The sequence below is a fragment of the Desulfopila sp. IMCC35006 genome, assembly GCF_005116645.1.
In the GTDB taxonomy this organism is placed as follows: Bacteria; Desulfobacterota; Desulfobulbia; order Desulfobulbales; family Desulfocapsaceae; genus Desulforhopalus_A.
Genome location: NZ_SWCM01000012.1, coordinates 53915 through 71014, shown reverse-complemented (window position 1 = coordinate 71014; position 17100 = coordinate 53915). Strand labels below are relative to the sequence as shown.

Annotated in this window: 15 protein-coding genes; 13 read left to right on the top strand and 2 right to left on the bottom strand. The window is 51.9% G+C overall.

Features of this window, described 5'->3' with window-relative positions:
• Window positions 1–269 precede the first annotated feature (269 nt).
• The 8 genes from FCL47_RS18315 to FCL47_RS18280 all read left to right on the top strand — a co-directional run bounded on the left by FCL47_RS18315 (window position 270) and on the right by FCL47_RS18280 (window position 8896).
• Window positions 270–1799: an AMP-binding protein gene (locus FCL47_RS18315; RefSeq protein WP_136815086.1), complete on the top strand. Its 1530-nt coding sequence runs from the start codon at window positions 270–272 to the stop codon at window positions 1797–1799.
• 14 nt (window positions 1800–1813) lie between these two features.
• On the top strand, window positions 1814–2644 hold the full coding sequence (locus FCL47_RS18310) for an amino acid ABC transporter permease (protein WP_136815085.1): 831 nt from the start codon (window positions 1814–1816) through the stop codon (window positions 2642–2644).
• Between the two features lie 91 nt (window positions 2645–2735).
• Window positions 2736–3569 (top strand): transporter substrate-binding domain-containing protein, encoded by an 834-nt coding sequence (locus FCL47_RS18305; RefSeq protein WP_136815084.1) that lies wholly within the window; start codon window positions 2736–2738, stop codon window positions 3567–3569.
• 94 nt (window positions 3570–3663) lie between these two features.
• Window positions 3664–4578, top strand: a complete 915-nt coding sequence (locus FCL47_RS18300; RefSeq protein ID WP_136815083.1) for an amino acid ABC transporter permease — start codon at window positions 3664–3666, stop codon at window positions 4576–4578.
• Between the two features lie 38 nt (window positions 4579–4616).
• Entirely contained in the window at window positions 4617–5960 is a 1344-nt protein-coding gene (locus FCL47_RS18295) for an MFS transporter (RefSeq protein WP_136815082.1), read from the top strand.
• Between the two features lie 308 nt (window positions 5961–6268).
• Window positions 6269–6679, top strand: a complete 411-nt coding sequence (gene nikR / locus FCL47_RS18290; protein WP_136815081.1) for a nickel-responsive transcriptional regulator NikR — start codon at window positions 6269–6271, stop codon at window positions 6677–6679.
• A 44-nt stretch (window positions 6680–6723) separates the two neighbouring features.
• Window positions 6724–7575, top strand: a complete 852-nt coding sequence (locus tag FCL47_RS18285; protein ID WP_136815080.1) for a histidinol-phosphatase — start codon at window positions 6724–6726, stop codon at window positions 7573–7575.
• Between the two features lie 205 nt (window positions 7576–7780).
• Window positions 7781–8896, top strand: a complete 1116-nt coding sequence (locus tag FCL47_RS18280) for a hypothetical protein (protein WP_136815079.1) — start codon at window positions 7781–7783, stop codon at window positions 8894–8896.
• On the opposite strand, the gene FCL47_RS18275 is transcribed toward FCL47_RS18280, so the two are convergent.
• Window positions 8893–9558: a peptidoglycan DD-metalloendopeptidase family protein gene (locus FCL47_RS18275; protein WP_136815078.1), complete on the bottom strand. Its 666-nt coding sequence runs from the start codon at window positions 9556–9558 to the stop codon at window positions 8893–8895. The two genes, FCL47_RS18280 and FCL47_RS18275, sit on opposite strands and share 4 nt — an antisense overlap.
• Before the next feature lie 11 nt (window positions 9559–9569).
• Complete coding sequence (locus tag FCL47_RS18270) at window positions 9570–12029, bottom strand: radical SAM protein (protein ID WP_136815077.1); 2460 nt, start codon at window positions 12027–12029, stop codon at window positions 9570–9572.
• A 125-nt stretch (window positions 12030–12154) separates the two neighbouring features.
• Between FCL47_RS18270 and FCL47_RS18265 the strand changes: the two genes are divergently transcribed.
• From FCL47_RS18265 to FCL47_RS18245, 5 genes are all read left to right on the top strand, one after another.
• Entirely contained in the window at window positions 12155–12943 is a 789-nt protein-coding gene (locus tag FCL47_RS18265; protein WP_136815076.1) for an IclR family transcriptional regulator, read from the top strand.
• Between the two features lie 48 nt (window positions 12944–12991).
• Window positions 12992–13858 carry an ABC transporter permease gene (locus tag FCL47_RS18260; RefSeq protein WP_136815075.1) on the top strand — a complete coding sequence of 289 codons (867 nt, stop codon included), beginning with the start codon at window positions 12992–12994 and terminating at the stop codon, window positions 13856–13858.
• A 3-nt stretch (window positions 13859–13861) separates the two neighbouring features.
• Complete coding sequence (locus FCL47_RS18255) at window positions 13862–14659, top strand: ABC transporter permease (RefSeq protein WP_136815074.1); 798 nt, start codon at window positions 13862–13864, stop codon at window positions 14657–14659.
• Window positions 14660–14693: 34 nt separating this feature from the next.
• On the top strand, window positions 14694–15857 hold the full coding sequence (locus tag FCL47_RS18250; RefSeq protein WP_136815073.1) for an extracellular solute-binding protein: 1164 nt from the start codon (window positions 14694–14696) through the stop codon (window positions 15855–15857).
• A 90-nt stretch (window positions 15858–15947) separates the two neighbouring features.
• Complete coding sequence (locus FCL47_RS18245) at window positions 15948–17051, top strand: ABC transporter ATP-binding protein (protein WP_136815072.1); 1104 nt, start codon at window positions 15948–15950, stop codon at window positions 17049–17051.
• Window positions 17052–17100 lie beyond the last annotated feature (49 nt).

Genomic DNA, 17100 nt, shown 5'->3' with positions numbered 1-17100 from the left:
AGACAGGTTTGGGGGATTATTTTTATTGCCCCTTTGTTAGGAGTAAGTTCACTAATCCCGCCCAAAAGATTTGCGGGATAAGTTTCAATGCCCCTTGAGGGTACTCAGTTCGGTACTCGCTTGATGGGTATACGTTACGTCACGAAATAATTAAATCTGCTGATGGAACGGGCAATCCCGCCCAAAAGATTTGCGGGATAAGTTCCTTCACGAAATAATTTGCTTGAAAAGCACAAGCAAATTATTTCTAAGTCACTAAGGAGACGCTGGTGCTGCTACATCATCAATTTATCGACATCGCCAAGCAAAAAAAGAATAAACTGGCAATTAATGACCTGACTACCAACCGGGAACTTACCTACTCCAAATCTCTTATTGCCAGTCTGATTCTCTGCCGTTTTTTCCGTCGGCTCGAACCGGGCTTTATCGGCCTGATGATGCCGACGTCGGCCGGCTGCATTCTTGCGAAAATCGCAATCCTCATGAGCGGCCGGGTCCCGGTTATGATCAATTATTCGACCGGCGCCGAGCACAACGCCAGATACGCTCAGAATAAATGTGACTTCAAGACGATCATCACCTCCAGGGCACTGCTGGAAAAAATTGAATGTCCGCATGTGGAGGGGATGATTTATATAGAAGACATCATGGCCTCCATTACTTCCCGCCAGAAAATCAGAGCCGCCCTTACTGCCGCTCTTCCCGCGTCACTCATCAAAAAGCTGGTCCACTGCGGCGATGAGGATGACACGGCGGTTATCCTGTTCACGAGCGGCAGCGAAAAAGATCCCAAGTCCGTACAGTTAACACACAAGAACATTCTGGCCAACGTCAAATCGGTATTCCCTATCTTCGATTTTACCAGCGATGATGTGTTCCTGTGCACCCTGCCCTTTTTCCACGTCTTTGGTCTGACTGTGGACCTCTGGGTGCCCATATATTCCGGCATGACCATGCTTACCTACGCCAATCCGCTTGATTTCAAAAAAGTCTGCACCATCGCCAGAGAGCACAAAGCGACCTGTCTGGTCGGCACACCATCTTTTTTCTGGGGATACCTGCGCAAGTCGGAAAAAGGCGATTTCGACACGCTGCGCATAGCCCTGACCGGTGCCGACAAATGCCCGGAAGCCTTGCGGGAAGGCTTCAAAAACAAGCACAATATTACGGTACTCGAAGGCTACGGAGCAACCGAGTGCTCCCCGGTTATTTCCACCAACACGATGCACGCCAACAGACCCGGCAGTGTCGGCAAGCCGATCCCCGGGATTCAGGTACGCATAGAAAATTATGAAACAGGTGAAGAATGTGCCCTCGGCGAGGATGGTCGTATCCTCGTCAAGGGCGACAGTGTCATGAAAGGATATTTCAATGACTTTGAACAGACGTCCCTGCATATCCGTCGCGGTTGGTACGATACCGGGGATATGGGCAACCTCGACGAAGACGGCTATCTCTGGCATGTGGGTCGCCTGAAGCGCTTCGTCAAAATCGGCGGGGAAATGGTTTCTCTGGTCAAGATCGAGGATGTGCTGGAAAAATTCATCCCGGAGGACAGCCATTGCTGCGTCGTAGAGATTCCCGATGCAATAAAAGGCGCCCGGATCGTAGCGGTGGTAACCACCCCGCTGGACGAGAAAACCGTCCTCAAGGAGATGTCCGGCTACCTTCCCGCCATTGCCCTGCCGAAAATATTTCTTGTCTGGGAAACACTGCCGAAAATGGGCAGTGGTAAAATTGATTTCAGAACGATATCGGAGATGGCCAGGGAGCAACTGACCCGTAAGAGTATCTCATAAATCAAAAAAGAAGCATGCCAGAAAACCCGCACGATAAGAATATTGAAAGCAATAATCGGCAGATCCGGGCGTTTTTCAGCAGTCCGCTTTTCGATATCTGCCAATTCTCTCTGCTTATAGCCATCCTGGCATGGCTGGCGGTGCGTAGTGCTGACAATATCGGCTACAACTGGCAATGGTACCGAATTCCCCGGTACCTTTTTTCAGTTACCGAATCGGGGATTGTCGCAGGCCCCTTGGTTGAAGGTCTATTAATAACCATACAAATATCGCTGATCAGTCTGTTTTTTGCCCTGGCCGTAGGCCTATTGACCGCTATCTTCCGTCTGTCCAACTCCTTTGTTGCCCGGGGCCTGGCGATTATCTATCTGGAAACCAGCAGGAACACCCCGCTGCTTATCCAGATATTTTTTATCTACTTTGTTGTCGGCCCGATGCTGGGGCTGGAACGGATGGTCGCCGCAATTCTCGCCCTCAGCTTATTTGAAGGGGCCTATGCCTCGGAAATTTTCCGTTCCGGGATCCAGTCGGTCGACCAAGGTCAGATTGAGGCAGCACACAGCCTCGGCCTCACCACGTTCGCCACCTACCGCCATATCATCATCCCGCAAGCCATACGAACCGTGCTTCCCCCGCTCACCAGCCAGGCCATCTCCCTGGTAAAAGACTCGGCGCTGGTCAGCACCATCGCTATTTACGATCTGACGATGCAGGGTCAAGCCCTCATCGCCGAATCCTACCTGACTTTTGAAATCTGGTTTACCGTGGCGGCGATGTATCTGTCCATTACATTATTTTTATCGGTAGTCGTTGGCATGCTCGAAAAACGTCTTAGCTTACCCTGATGGTATCAACGCAACGTATGAATTTATATGCAGTATTCCAAGATAATGTGTATGCTTTCCTATCAATCCCAACCTTTACCAGGAGATCAGCATGAAAAAACATGGTTTATTCGTCCGCCTGAGCATAATCGCCCTCCTGCTGACGTGTATCGGCAGCTTCAGTTACGCAGCCTCTATGCAACAGGAAATTTCTGCGGCCAGCACCATCGAAACCATTAAAAAGCGTGGGGTGCTGAAAGTCGGCATGGATATCTTTCAACCCTGGGCGATGAAGGATAAAAACGGCAAGCTGATCGGTTTTGAGATTGACGTCGCCACCCGCCTGGCGGAAGATATGGGAGTGAAGGTTGAATTCATGCCCACCGCCTGGTCCGGAATTATCCCGGCCCTTTTGACCGGAAAATTTGATGTCATTATCGGCGGCATGGGCATCACCGCCCAACGCGCCCTGCAGGTCAACTTTACCCAGCCATACGAGTATTCCGGGATGAGCATCGTCGCCCATAAGAAAAAGGCCGCAGGCTTTGCATCTCTTGCAGACTTTAATAAACCCGAGGTGCAGATAGCCGTCAAACTCGGCACCACTGCCGCCGCCGCGGCAAAACAATTCCTGCCGAAGGCAAAACTGAGAATGTTCGACACCGAGCCTCAGGCCTATCAGGAACTGCGCAACGGCAATGTCCATGCAGTCATCGGCAACGCCCCCCGTCCGGCCTATGAGGCCGTCGATTACAGCGACACCCTCTTTCTGCCGGTACAGGGGACCTTTACCAAAGAACCTATCGGATTTGCCATGCGAAAAGGCGATCCCGACACCCTGGCATTCTTCAACAGCTGGATCACCATTGTCACTCTCGAAGGCTGGCTGGAAGAACGTCACCATTACTGGTTCGACACCAAGGACTGGAGCAATCAGGTCGAATAGACAAGAACCAACATACCGTGCACAGGCGGGGTAGACTCCTTCAGCTGCCCCGCTTTTTTTAGTACCTTACCGACTCTCGAGCAGCTGACTCGCTATGCAGACGAAGAAACCAGCGGTAACCATGCTCGACGGGATTATTCTCGCGATCATTATCGGCTTTTTTGCCTATGTATGGTATCGCCTCTTTTTCTCCCTCAACTACAAATGGAACTGGGGGGTCATCCCCACCTATCTGTTTCGCTTTGACCCCGTTGAGCAGCGCTGGACCGCCAATATCCTGCTCGAAGGATTTTTCACCACTATTAAAATCAGTGTATGGGCAACACTGTTTGCCGTACTGCTCGGTTTTACCATTGGTTTGATGCGGGTTTCTCCCCGACTGTTTTTCCGGTTGATCGGCCGGACATATATTGAATCGATTCGCAACACCCCGCCACTGGTGCTGGTTTTTATATTTTACTATTTTGTCAGCGATCAGCTGCTCACTTTTCTGGCGGTTGAGGATTTTTTCCGCGCCCGATCCGATCAGCTGCAGCAAACTTTGACCTGGTTCTTTGCCTCACCCGGTCTGATCACGCCGTTTCTCTCAGGTGTGCTGACGCTGGCCCTTTTCCAGGGAGCATATATCGCTGAAATAGTCCGGGCGGGTATCCAGGCCGTCGATACCGGACAGTGGGAGGCCGGAAAAACTCTCGGCTTGACCAGATGGAAAATAATGCGCCTGATCGTTCTGCCCCAGGCGGTGCGCATCATGCTGCCGCCGCTGGCCAATGAGTTTATCAATACCATCAAGTGGTCCTCCATAGTCTCGATAATCTCCATCCAGGAACTGACGTTTCAGGGGCTGCAGGTTATGGCCTCGACCCAGGCGACGATTGAGGTATGGCTGACCATATCACTTATGTATCTGGTCCTCTGCCTGCTCCTTTCTATACTGGTCAGAAGAATAGAGATGCACCTGTCGCGCACCGATCAGGCTATACTGCCTGCCCGTCGCTATGCACCCTAAAGAACCGGCAATCTTGATAATCATCTGAAGGAAACCGCATGCACGCTGTACCATCGCCTTTTTCCATTGCCAACGTTCGGCTCTTTGTCGCCTTCCGTGTTTTCTTCAATGCCAGGTTTTATTACCCCGTCTTCACCATTCTCTTTCTCGATTTCGGCCTGACTATCGAGCAATTTGCTCTTTTGAACACGGTCTGGGCAATCACTATTTTCTGCGCCGAAGTACCTTCCGGGGCGCTGGCCGATATTTTAGGGCGAAAATACCTGCTTGTCGCCACCGCGCTGCTGATGACCGCAGAGATGTGCCTGCTGGCCTTTGTGCCCCTGGGCAACAGTCGTCTTATTTTCTGGGCCTTTCTCGCCAACCGGATCCTCAGCGGTTTGGCCGAAGCAATGGCCAGCGGGGCCGATGAGGCCATTGCCTACGACGCCCTGGTCACCGAAGGCAACCCCGACGATTGGCCGAAAGTACTCAGCCTGCAGATGCGGCTGCGTTCCATCGGAACAATCGTCACCATGACTGTCGGCGCCTTTATCTACGATCCGAATGCGGTAAATCACCTGCTTGCCTGGTTCGGCACCTCTCTGACGGTCACACAGCAGATCACCATGCGGTTTCCCATCTATCTGACTCTGCTGCTTGCTCTTCTGGCCACAATAACGGCATTGCGAATGACGGAAAAAAGAAAGAATGGCGATGATGGTTCCTTCGAGACCATTGCCGCCTTGAAGATAACCTGGAATGCAGGAATCTGGATTGCCCGGACTCCATTTGCCCTGACGGTTATCCTTTTCGGCATGTGCTACGACCATATCCTGCGCATGATCGTTACCATGAACAGCCAGTATTATCGACTGATCCATCTCCCGGAAGCCAGTTTTGGAATTATCGGATCAGCTATCGCACTTCTCGGCCTGATAACACCGAAAATCGCCGAATATATGGTTGAAAAAAATTCCCCAGCCATCAATATGTTGTGGGTTTCCGGGATCAGCCTCGCCGGACTGTTCGGCCTTACGGGATTTTACCCCTATTGGGGGATACTGCCCATGACCCTCATTTTTGTCGCCATGATGTTTGTGTCCTTTTTTACCAGTCATTATCTGAATCGCATAACCGCGTCACACCAGCGGGCAACGGTGTTGAGCTTTAAAGGGATGGCTTTTAATCTTGCCTATGGCCTGATTGGTTTTTTCTTCGCCACGCTGATGACGTATCAGCGCACTGCAGAGGCCGCCGGTCATCCCCACTGGCCGCAGGCGATGGTCGAAGACCTCGCCTTTCAGAATGCCATCGGCTGGTTCCCCTGGTACACCCTCGGCTGCCTTGGCCTGACGCTTATTTACTGCAAATTCCGACTGCGGGAGAGCGGTGCGTCATAAACGAAAAATATTCGCAAAAAGACTCCCGGCTGCGGTCTGCCCGGACTTCGACCGCAACGACTACTTGCGCAGATTACAACCAGCCTATATAGTGGTGCAGAGAAAAATGTAATCCCAGGGAGGTGATTTCTACCCCCGGTAAACGGGGGAATGAAGCCGGGATTCTTTTGAATACTCGCTTGTCGGGTGCCCTTTTCAGTACTCGCCTGTCGGGTATCAGTGCTTTGGAGGTGAGGCCAGGCTCCTGATTTCCAATTCATCTCAGGATTTCTTGTTTTTTATTGCAACTTTCAGGGAGTAAGGCACGAATGCTGAAAAGATTTTCAATATCACTTGAGGAAAAACTGCTGGATATTTTCGACGAGCATATAAAAGCCCGTAGCTACAGCAACCGTTCGGAGGCAATAAGGGATTTAATCCGCAAAACCTTCATTAAAGAAGAATGGCAGTCGGATAAACAGGTCATGGGTGTCATCAGCCTGGTCTACGACCATCACCAGCATAAACTGCAGGAGAAAGTCACTCTGGTGCAGCACGATTACCATCACCATATCGTCTCCACGACCCATGTCCATATGGACCACGACAATTGCCTCGAGGTGATCGTCGTACGCGGAAAAGCGAAGGAAGTCCAGGAACTGGCCGACCAACTCATAGCTCTGCGAGGCGTTCGTGACGGCAACCTGGCCATGTCCAGCACCGGAAAATCGCTGCATTAACACCTGCAAGCCAGCCATTCCAACCCCAAAGGTATGCATCCCCAATGAAAACACCATCATTTGTCTCTGTTCATGGCGGTCATAGCGGTCAGTTTTGCCATCATGCCACCGATACCCTGGAAGAGATTATCCAATTATACATCGCGAAAAAGTTTCCCTGGGTGGGCATAACAGAACACGCGCCCGCGATCAGTGAAGAGCTGCTCTATCCGGATCAAAAGGCGGCCGGCCTGACACCTGAGTTTCTGTTCAATCGTTTTGCCAACTATATGAAGGAATGTCGACGACTGCAGCAGAAATACAGCGCTGACATCAGGATTTTCGCGGCGATGGAGATAGAAACCTATAGCGGTTACGAACGGTTTGTTCCCTTTCTACTGAAAACGTTCCAGCCGGATTACATCGTCGGCTCGGTCCATTTCGTGGGTGATATGGGTTTTGACTATTCACAGGAACAATATGATAAAACCGTTGCCGCCGCAGGCGGTATCGTGCCGTTGTACTGCCAGTATTTCGACCAGCAGTATGCCATGATTAAATTGCTTACCCCCTCGGTGGTTGGCCATTTCGATCTTATTCGTCTTTTTGATTCAGGCTATAAAAAGCGATTGCTGCAGCCTGAGATAATGGAGAGGATCGAAAGAAATCTGCAGCTTATCGCCGAACTCGATCTCATCATGGATTTCAACCTTCGATCGCTCTTAAAAGATGCCGATGAACCCTATATCTCCAGGGTGATCCTGGACATGGCTCGCCAGATGAACATCGCGGTGGTACCGGGGGACGACTCGCACGGTCTCAGTTCCGTTGGGGCGAATATGGAAAAATGGGTGACATTTCTTGCAGAACAGGGCTTTGACACCAACTGGAAGGAGCCGAAACTGATCAGCTACTAGGAACAATCCCAAACAACCTGCTGCCAGCAACGGTACACTCCTACCTGATTGTCTGAAAGCTACATTTATGTCGGACACTGTATCCATTTTGTCGATCTCTTCGTCGATTGCTGCCCGGCCAATCGCCATAACGGCCTCCGTTCCAGCCTCTTCTCTCTTCATGGTCCTGTTTTTGCATTCCTCATTACACCAGTGAGGAAAACACATGACCGAAAAACACCATATAATAGATACGACCCTGCGTGAAGGCGAACAGACCCCCGGCCTGCTCTTTTCTCTGGCCGAAAAAAAGCGGATTCTCGACGGCCTGGTCAAGATCGGCGTAACCGAGGCAGAACTTGGGGTTTCCTCAAAATTTCACCCCTGCCCTGAATCACTCATCGACTATTGCCGCACCACCCATCCGCATCTCACCCTGTCGCTGTGGAGCCGATGCAGAAAAGAAGACATTATTCACGCCTCGGGTCTCGCCCCCGACATCCTGTCACTCTCCATCCCGGTATCCGATCTGCACCTGCAGGACCGACTGCACAAAAACCGCCTCTGGGCTCTGCACACCATGGCGGCGAGCATTGACCTGGCCAGGCAGATGGGCATGGCGGTGTCTGTTGGCTTTGAAGACGCAACCAGAAGCGACCCCAATTTTTTAGTGCAAATGGCCGAAGCGGCACAGCACCATGGCGCAGTACGCATCCGACTCGCTGACACCGTGGGCATAGCCTCCCCCACGCAGTTCACAACCCTTATCGACACTTTGAAAAAGGCGCACATCGACTGCCAGCTGGCCGTGCATACCCATAACGATTTCGGCATGGCCACGGCTAATGCCATCGCGGCTCTTGAAGCCGGCGCCTCATCGGTTGACGCCGTCGTCCTGGGTTTGGGCGAACGAACCGGCTGCGCCCGGCTCGAGGAGATTGTCGGCTACCTGAGTCTGGCCCGAGGCGTACAGAATTTAAGGGCCGAGTTTCTCAAGCCGCTGGCCCGCTATGTGGCCCAGATCACCGGCAGGACTATCGCGGGCAACCGCCCGGTTATCGGGGAGGATATCTTTACCTGTGAAACCGGGCTCCATCTGCAGGGGTTGCAAAATAAACCGGAGACTTATGAGCCGTTTAACCCGGAAAACGTCCAGGCCGAACGTAAACTTCTTTTTGGCGCCAAAAGTGGCCGCCAGGCAATTCTCCAGCGCATGACTCAGCTGGATACCACCTTTTCAGGCCAACTCAACGACGGGATAATTCAGTCCATCCGCGACACGGCGACGAGGCTTAAGCGACCGCTGAACGACACAGAACTTATCCGACTTTTATCGGCTTAAAACACCTTAAAGAGTGGCAGAGGCGAAGGACAAAGCGCATCCATTCCCGCCAGATCTCTTTCGTTACAGTAGCCTTTGGCGATATAGCCCAGATCCAGAGCCTTGGCGGTGATGACCTGAAGATGCGTATGGTAGAACCAGTTGCCGTTTTCATGAAAATCACCGATTTCGGCAAAGGGTTCGCCGGCAGCAAAAGATTTGCCGATCCCCGGCAGGCTGCTGCGGCGCAAGTGACCGTAAAAGCTATAAAAGCTCTGAAAGTACGGGCTGTCGTGGCGCAGCAGGACAAAGCTGCCGTAATTGCCTTCACCGCTCTCATATCCGCTTTCGGCCACACTGCTGTCGAGCGGTGCATGCAGCGGCGTGCCCAGGGGAACGATGACGTCAAGGCCCAGATGGATAAACCGCTGTTCCGCCACCATCTGCGGGCAATCGGCAAGGAGTGCTTCCCTGTTTTCAAGGTAAGCGGATACTCCCCAGCGGTATTCTGTGCCCATCTTCTCTTCAAGCTTCTTTTGGAATCCCCGCTGATCACGCATGTCTATTGCCCCCAAAAGGCTGCTGTTTTGTGAAAGATCAGCAATATAGGGATCGCCCTGCAAATCCTCAAAAAGGGGCTGGTGCTCGACCTTGCGGCTGTACAGTAAAAATGGATAATGCATCGTATATCTCCTTACGACAGGACGAAATCGGTGGTTTTCAACAGACCCTCGACCGGTACGATCGGACTGCCGTCCTCATCTTCGCTGACCCCTTCCGGCCAGGTAAAATCGACCGATAGACCCTTGAAGTAGGATATATCATAGGGCAGCAATTGTACCGACAGGTCCTCGGCCGTACCGGTGATAATCGACGACAGGCCGAAATCCACCTCGCCGACAACCGTGCGGATAATATAACGGGGTATCTCCCGTCCGCTGCCGTCGCGGCGGACGCGGGTGGCAATATCCACCACATCATAGAGCGCCACCGGGTTGCTGGCATTCCACTGATTTTGTATCGGCAGGCCGGCAACATACAGATGATGAAACTCGATCCCCGCCTCGCGGCAGTTATAGGCGAGAAGCTGGATACTGTCCGGATTATCGTTGATCCTGCCCAGGAGCGGCGTATTGTTATAGACGGTGATCCCCTTATTCTTCAAGAGCCTTGCCAGACGACCATGCTCGGGCCGAAACTCCTCCGGCGTCAGAAACTGGGTCTCTATTTCAAGCCGCTGCGGGTTGACCATCGTCAGTTTATTGAGGCTTGCCAGTTTATCAATTACTTCTGCAGTATAGCGTTCCGGCTCATAATTAAACATAAGACTGCGCAGGCGGACAGCATTGACATGGGCAATATCTTCCAGCACCCGGATAATTTTGGCGACCTGGAATAAGGATTCCACACAGTCGTTTTCTGCGACGATCAACACATCGGTAATACGTTCATCCCCGCGGATATAATAAAGATCTTCTTCCGTGCAATTGGCGTCAATCTCGACCCGGGTTTCATGCACCCGGGAAATCATCGGTGACCTGGTGTCGACCAGGGAGGCAGACAGCGTTTCCCCGCTGCGAATAGCCGCCATGACCGTCTCGGTTGATTCCGGCTGAAACATGCCGCCGCCAAGACGCAGCGGACGGGAGCCGAGGAAAAGTCGGTCATCGCCCAGTTTCGCCATATACTGGATGTCGATGGTTCCTTCTTCATTGACCCGGATATTTTCCAGCTCATTGGCAATGGGGGCAAACTGCTTGAAATAATCCGGGGTATAGGGGCTGCGAATCCAGATAAAATTAGCATTTCCCGCGACCGGCTCGACGGCCCAGCCACTGGAATTCCAGTCCATCTTGCCGATGGGTGTGGCGGTGCAGATTCTCGGCACAACCCGGTCGGACAGATGCGCCCGCAAATAACTGCCAACCTGCAGACCTTTGGCAATCGGCGACCAGTAGACGCTGTTGCCGTGGATGGGACTGCAGGGAATATAGATATAATGCAGCTCGGCTCCGGCCCCGCGTAGCAGACTGAACAGACGGACCAGTTCCGGCCCTTCATCGTTGCAGTCTTTCAGAAACGGCGTCTGGACATAGACGCCAATCCCGTTTTTGACAAGCTCGGAGATGATCATCAGGCACTGGGGGGAGATCTCGTCCGGGTGAATGAAATGGGTGGCAATCTCCATCCGCTTGCCGCGCTCCTGCAGCTCCAGATTCTTGCGCTTGAGATAATTGAGCAGCCGGGAATCGTCGCCAAGAAACATATGCGGATAGTAGGCAATGGAACGGGTCGCCAGACGCAGGGTCTGGACGTGCTCTATCGCCATCAGGCCGTCAATGGCACTCGCCATAAGGTCCATGTTCATAAAGGGGTCGCCGCCGGTAATGACAATCTCTTTAATGGAAGGAGAATTTCTGACGTGTTCGACCGCCTCTACAACAGCCTCTGCGGTAGGATTGGTCTGGTTCCGTTCCTCTTTATGCTTGCGAAAGCAAAACCGGCAATAGACCGGACAGCCCATATTGAGGAGAAAGATCACCCGATTCTGGTACATCTGTTCCAGTAATCCCTGATGGAACTGGCCGATCCAGGTATTGGTATGGCCGATGTTATCGAGCTCCTCAACAAATGGCAGATACTGGTAGGCAACATTTCTCGATACCCGCATCTGCCGCACCGTATGCATGGAAAGCCGGACTGGATAGGTATCGATAACCTTCTGCAGATCGGCCCGATCCGTTTCCTTCAGCTTGATATTGGTGAGTTCTTCCAGATGTTCAGTAGTCTTGATAGAGATAAACCTGTTGCCGGGCAGCACCACCTCAAGAATGGCCATGAGCAGCAGGTGCGGCATCACTATATTGTTGATACTGATTTTTCCCGTACCATCAGCACGCCCCAGCTGCTCCAGCAATTCACGTAAGAAACCAGGAACATCATCACCATAGCCACAGGCGGCAAGAAGCCTGGCAAGCTTGGCCCGGCCATCACCGGTCTGGATTATTTCGAAGAAAGCTCGGTCAATCAGGGGGCGTACCCCAAGATGGTCCAGAAAGGCGGTCAAGGCAGCCTGCACATCGGCAAGCAGCAGCTGCTTTTCTTCCCCTGAATTCTGGTAAACAATTCCTAACACAGCGTCTTCCGCCATCATTTCATGACCTCCCAGGTTATTGAATGAAAATTAGGAATTGACATTCAAGGTAAAATTTGTAATTTTATACTATAATAGTAAATGATAAACTATTATAGTGCGATATTAATTCATCCCAAATAAAAATGTCAAAAGGAAAATACTACTTTTCAAAGTCGCTCGAAAAAGGACTGAAGATACTCGCCCTTTTTACGAAGGATTCCCCAACCTTGACCCAGAGTGAAATTGCCAAAACTCTGGACCTCAACATGACCACGACCTACCGCTATATCAATACGCTGGTCGAGATGGGATATCTGGAAAAAGACCTGAAAACCAAGGTGATCAAACCTTCTCTCCACTGTCTGCTCCTGTGCATCAACCTGATGCACTCCATAGACAACTTCAAAATGATCAAAGAGGTTGTCAACCGAATCAACCGGGAAAACAATATCAGCATAGATGTCATTTTCGCCGAAAATGACACCCTGATGCGCGTCTATCACAAAGAGGCGGCGGAAACACTGACCTACAGGCTGCCGGAATTCTCCAAGAACAGCCTGCACAACACAGCCCTCGGCAAAGCATATCTCTCAAGCCTGCCGAACAGCCTGATTACCGAAAAGGTTGCCGCGATGACACTGGTCGCAAAAACACCAAAGACCATCATCGACAAGGCAAAGCTCTTAGAAGAAATAGCGATTACCAAAAGACGTGGATTCGCCCTGGCCGATGAAGAATATCTGCCCGGGGTGCTGGCCATTGCCGCACCGCTGTATGACCCGGTCACCGGCCTGGGAATTGGGGCCGTGTCATTTGATTTTTCCGTACTGCAGCACAGTGGTGCAGAAATAATAGCCGCCTACGGGCAGAAAATACAAGAAACAGCCAGGATTCTTTCCGAGCTATTACCTGCGGAGAAGAAAACCGGATAAGGCACATTCCGCAAGATACCTACTCATACTCGACCTCGACGGACTTTTATGAAATCTAACAGCTGGAAACCATGGGCGCTGCTGGCGCCGTCAATGACCGCAGTCTTTCTCCTCCTCGTCATTCCTGTCTGTTTTATCGTCGTCTACAGCTTCTGGCTGCGTGCCCCCAGCGGCGCTGATATCCCGGCCTTTCAGATGGGTAATTACGCCAAATTCTTTGAAGATTTCTTTTATCCCCAAATCCTCCTGCGCACTATCCGTATCTCCTTTGAAACGGTCTTTCTCTGCATCCTCATGGGCTATATTCCGGCCTATTTTTTCTACCGCAGCAGCAGCCGGCATAAGCAGATTTTTCTCCTGCTTATTATGCTGCCCTTCTGGGTCAGCTTCATCATCCGCACCATGAGTTGGATCAACATCATGGGCGATACCGGGTTGATCAATCATTTCCTGTTGAGAATAGGCCTGATTCAGGCGCCGATCTCGATGCTCTACAATGAGTTCACCGTGCTGATGGGGCTGCTCATGTACCTGCTGCCCTTTATGATCCTGAACATCTATGTCAGCCTCGAGGGCATCGACAAAAGTCTGCTCGAAGCGGCCCGCTCCATGGGCTGTACCGAATGGCAGGCCTTTCGTGAGGTGACTCTGCCCCTCAGCCTTCCCGGGCTCAGCGCCGGGTCGCTTTTAGTCTTTGTGCTGACGGCGGGCACCTATCTGCCGCCGATGATCCTCGGCGGACCGGGCAACGACATGATCGCCAACCTTATTTTCAAGCGGGTCATCGGCACCCTCGACTGGCCCTTCGGTTCCGCTATCAGTGTTATTTTACTGGCACTGCTCTTTATTATTGTCTGGACCTACAACCGTTATCTGGGAATCAACCAGATCTTCAAAAGCTTTCAGGGGAATTAGTATATGCGACGCTCTTCCATAGGCTGGAAACTCATCAGGCTGCACACAATCCTGGTCTATATCTTCATGTTTACCCCTATAGTGGTGGTCATTGTCCTGGCTTTCAACCCCAAACAGTTTGGCATCTTTCCCATGGAAGGATTCAGTTTTCGCTGGTTTGTCAAACTGGCCCAGAACGATTCGATCATCGACGCTTTCAAGAATTCCCTGATCCTGGGCGGGCTGACAGCGGTGCTGTCGACCAGTATCGGCATCATGGCGGCGCTGGCCTTTATCCGCTTTGATTTTCGCGGTAAAAACACCATCAACACCCTGCTGCTCTCCCCGATCATGATTCCCGAGGTGGTTCTGGGGGTTGCCCTGCTGCTTTTCCTACGGTTTCTCCAGCAGCCGAAAAGCTTTGCCCTGCTGCTTATCGGCCATGTCGTTCTGACCCTGCCCTATGTTTTACTCATCGTCCAGGCCCGTCTGGTCGGCATAAAAAAAGAATACGAAGAAGCGGCCAAGTCCCTCGGGGCCAATGGCTTTCAGACCTTTATGGAAGTGACATTTCCGCTTCTTCTGCCGGCCATTCTCGCCGGGGCCCTTTTTTCCTTTACCATATCGTTTGATGACATCACCGCCACCCTGTTCTGGGCCACCGCCGAAAACCAGACGGTTCCGGTCAAGATTTTCAGCATGCTGCGCAACTCGATCAGTCCGGAAATTAACGCCCTGGGCACGGTGATGATTGTCATGACCGTTGCCACCCCCCTGCTGGCAGGATATCTGTCGCGCAAGTTTACCAATTTAAAAGCCTAGCACGTAAGACAAAACCATCAACAGAGGAGAACCAATGACCACACTAACAACAGAAAAACTGGATAGGGTATATGACGCCTATAAAAGTGGCCGACTGAGCCGTCGTCATTTCCTCAAATACCTTGCTCTGGCCGGCGCCTCCATAGGCCTTGTGGGATCACCCTTTGGCAGCATGCTAGGAGATGCCCGGGCAGCTAACTCTATCCGTTTTGATAGCTGGGGCGGCCCGACTTCCGAGGCTCTCCGCAAATACGCCTTCAAACCCTTTACGGAAAAAACAGGGATAGAAGTGATTGAAGGTGAATTCGGCGACATGGACTCCTATCTGACCAGAGTCAAGGCCTCCTATCCGCCGGGGGGAGAGTTCAACATTGCCCACCTGAGCGCCGTCTTCGATTATGCCCGCTATGCGGAACTGGGTTTTGCATCAGTACTTGATGAATCAAAAATTCCCAACCTGCAAAACGTCATGCCTTCCATGATCAAACCACTGCGAGAGATAACCAAGGGAACACTTTCCGCAGTTCCCTATGATCTTGGTCAGACTGGAATCGCCTATAACAGTAACAAAATAAGCAAGGAAAAGGCCGAGAAACTGGGAGTTGGTCTGCTATGGGATAAAGAACTGAAAGGCAAGCTGGGCAGTTGGGGCGGTGATTTCAGAACCAATATGTGGTATGCCGCACTGCACACCAACCAGGACCCCAACAAGATGACCGACCTCAAGGCTATCTGGGCCGCACTGCGTGAACAGCGCGACCTGATGAAAAAATACTGGAGCTCCGGAGCCGAACTGATGAGCCTGCTCGCCAACGGGGAAATCTATGCCACCGTCGCCTGGTCCGGCAGGGTTGCCGCGCTGCAGCAGGAAGGTCACCCCATCGGCTATCTCTCGCCCAAAGGCACCTATTCCTGGATGGAATATCTCTTTGTCCTCAAGGGGACCGACCTGGACGTGGCCCAAAAACTGCTCAACTTCATGCTCGAGCCTGCGGCCGCCATAGCGGTATCCGAAGGCCAGAACTATCCGCCGAGCCTTGATCCGACCAAGGTTGCCCTGACCGACAAGATCAAAAAAATGCCGGCCTTTGATCCGACCGGCAAGCTGGACGGCTATCTCTTTGCCGATCCGGCCTACTGGAACGCCAACCAGCTGGAATGGACAGAAAAATGGGACCGCATCAAGGCGGGAAGCTGATATTTTTCTTGGTAAACCAGGGCCGGGCACTTCGCGCTGCCAGGTATCCGGCCCTGCAGTACATAATCAAAAACGGGGAGACAACGTACATTGGCTACCAGCAAGAAACAACCCTTGGTTCAGTTCAAAGGCATAATGAAGCAATACGGCAAGGTGACCGCCGTGGAGAAAATGGATTTTGACATCGAAGAAGGCAGCCTGGTAACCTTGCTGGGTCCTTCTGGCTGCGGCAAAACGACCCTGCTGCGCATGGTTGCCGGACTTGAAGATCCGACCGAGGGCGATATCTATATCAAAGGTGTACGCATAAATGATACCCCGATCCATAAGCGCAACCTGGGAATGATTTTCCAGAATTATGCTCTTTTTCCCCATAAGACTATTTTTGACAACGTCGCCTTTGGCCTGAAATACCGCAACGTATCAAAAGACCAGATCCGGGAGAAGGTTATGCAGGCCCTGGAAATGGTCCGGCTGCCCGGCGTCGAAAACCGCATGCCCAGTCAGCTCTCCGGCGGTCAGCAGCAGCGCATCGCCATGGCCCGCGCAATCGTCATTGAACCCGATGTGCTGCTGATGGATGAACCGCTCTCCGCCCTCGATGAAAACCTACGCGAAGAAATGCGACGGGAAGTGGACAACCTGCAGCAGATGCTGGGGGTCACCACAATTTTCGTCACCCATGACCAGCGTGAAGCACTGTCCATGTCGGATAAGATCCTGGTCATGAAGGCCGGCCGTAAACAGCAGGAAGGCGATCCGCAGACTGTCTATAACCAGCCGGTCAATCATTTTGTCGCCGATTTTCTAGGCCACTCCAATTTTATCAAGGGTCAGATTGTCGACGTCAATAAGGAGCACGTCCATGTTCAGATTGAAACCGGCGACCTGCTCATTGCCGATAATAAAAACACCTTTAACCTGGGGGATCGGGTCGAGCTGGTGGTCCGCGCCCAGCGTTTCGATCTGGTAGACGAAGATGAAATTACCACGAAACAGGAGATGAATTCCTTTGCCGGCCGCATCAAGGACCGCAGCTACATGGGAGGAGAAGTTAGTTATTTCATTGAGTTGGGTACTGGAAGAGAAATTCACATTATCAGCATGATGCGCACCAGAATCTACAGCATCGGCGAAAAGGTCCGAGTGCAGGTGGCACCGCATCATTGCCATCTGCTCGCCATTGAATCTTGATGGTGTCGTAAAAATTCCCCAAAGGGGAGAGCAATCTTCATCTGCTCTG